Below are 1,949 nucleotides of genomic sequence, written 5' to 3' on the forward strand. Positions count from 1 at the left end.
GCCACACTGGTCAAGTTGACCTTGAATTTTGCAGTGTTTGTTCGGGCCTCATCGCGAGCAGGCTCACTCCCACAGGGATTTTTGTGGACTCACTAGTTAAAAGGTGACAGATCTATTTGGTAAACAGGTCTGTCGCCTTTTTGTCGTTTTTTTTGTATGTCACTGTAATTAGGAATAAATGATTCCGCTTCCTTATTGCTGTTATGCCTTGTTGGGCTCGCAGGTCGCGCATATACGGCGGTTAATAAGGATGATTTAATTCAAGCTCGTTCTCAATGTTTGCTTTTTTCTTAGGATTAGAACATCAATGATGGATGTTGTAGAGCATTTCGCCTTTGGGGTTCAGGGTGCCAGAGTAAGTTATTTTTTTGTCCCTTGTTATAAGTTCGTCCTTTCCGACTTTCTGTAATGCATATGGCTTTCCCACCGTCATCAGGGATGATCGTAATGGAGTAAATCGTGGTGTCGATATGAGGGTTTGGAGTCGGATTGGACTCGCGGAAATACTAAACTGTTCCTGTAAGGTTTGGCATGGTATTGCCTCATCGATTGAGAGTTGATTTAGGCGCTGGTTCCTGATGGTTCAGTGTGAGGCTAGATTGCGAGCCGTGATGATGACTTTAGCGTGTTTAAATTCAGTATTTAACTGTAATAAGTGACAGTTTTTATGGTGTTTTGTAATATCTGAGGTGGCCAGATGAAAGTATGTGGTTTTCCTGATGCCAGGAACATTAATAAAGTTAATCTGGGTTGTACGCAGCAGGATGAGGGAGATGGCGGGCTGTTCGGGATTCACCTCGCGGTGATTCAGTGCGATCAGCGCGGAACTTTTGCGAGCTACCGTTGGAGATTCCCCGTGACCGCCAGGGCATGTTCGAACCCCAACTCGTCTCCAAACACCAGACACACTGGACGGGCTTCGACGACAAAGTCATCTCGCTGTACGCCCGGGGCATGCCCGTGCGGGAAATTCAGGGGCACCTGGAGGAGATGTACGGCACAGAAGTCTCCCCCAGCCTCATCTCAGCGATTACCGTGTTAAGTAAGTGCCTTCAGGCCTGTCACCTTTTTGCTAAAACCTATAGCCAAAAATTCTTAAAAACTGTTATTTGTTACAGGTGCCAATTCGTACATGCAGTTCTATATTTATTTACGTAGCAAAAGAATAAGTCGTATGAGTGATCAACTTTTCTTGCGCGTCTATTTTCCGCCAGAAAGGCAACAAGACCTAATTATTTCCTTATAATTGGAGCCTATCGTGACAGATAAAAAAAACGACCGGATTGACCTTGTCCTCGGAACTAATATCATGTCGGGCAATGAGTCCTTCGAAATCAATCCAAAATTTGACGAAGCTTCTGTGCGCGATTTAAGGTGGACTGATGTATTAACTGGTGCCTACCCAGCGACATCAGGCGAGAAAATGGATATTGCAATCACTGCTATAGATACTGGCATAGCAGCGATAGGAGATACTGGGGTAAAACGAGGGGTTCCTCTAAATCGATCATTCATTCTTTCAGAAGAAAACTGCGTAGACCATATAGTCAGCCAGAAAAACAGCACCTACTCGCACCGATTCCCAGAAGGTTCGACACTCTTAGACGATAAAAATTACGCCTTTACAATTTTAAACGATTTAAAAAATGGAATTTACCTGGACGGAGAAGGCAATCTTTACTCATATAAAGATTTTTTAAGCGGTTTATACAATGCCAGCAAAAAATAATAAAACAGCTGGAAAATAGCTGGAAAAGGGGATAGCTGGAAAAGGGAACGCATTTATTTATCTCTGTCGTTTGAAGTTTATTAAGTAAAGCATCAATCCGGGATTAGCCATTAAACAGCGATGTTTAACACACATCTCCAGACACTCTGCGAGGCTACACAATCCCTGCCAGGCATTCCGCATTCCATGATGTCGGGCGAACTGGCGGTGAACCGCATGC

General features: G+C 44.1%; 1 protein-coding gene and 1 pseudogene. Both read left to right on the forward strand.

What is annotated here, in order from left to right; genetic code table 11:
* Positions 1 to 828 precede the first annotated feature (828 nt).
* Positions 829 to 1,035: pseudogene (locus tag D882_RS1000000132395) on the forward strand (transposase); the annotation flags it as partial.
* Positions 1,036 to 1,258: 223 nt separating this feature from the next.
* Positions 1,259 to 1,729 carry a hypothetical protein gene (locus D882_RS1000000132790; RefSeq protein WP_155953756.1) on the forward strand — a complete coding sequence of 157 codons (471 nt, stop codon included), beginning with the start codon at positions 1,259 to 1,261 and terminating at the stop codon, positions 1,727 to 1,729.
* Positions 1,730 to 1,949 lie beyond the last annotated feature (220 nt).

It is taken from the genome of Pseudomonas sp. URMO17WK12:I12, assembly GCF_000514395.1.
GTDB lineage: Bacteria > Pseudomonadota > Gammaproteobacteria > Pseudomonadales > Pseudomonadaceae > Aquipseudomonas > Aquipseudomonas mucoides.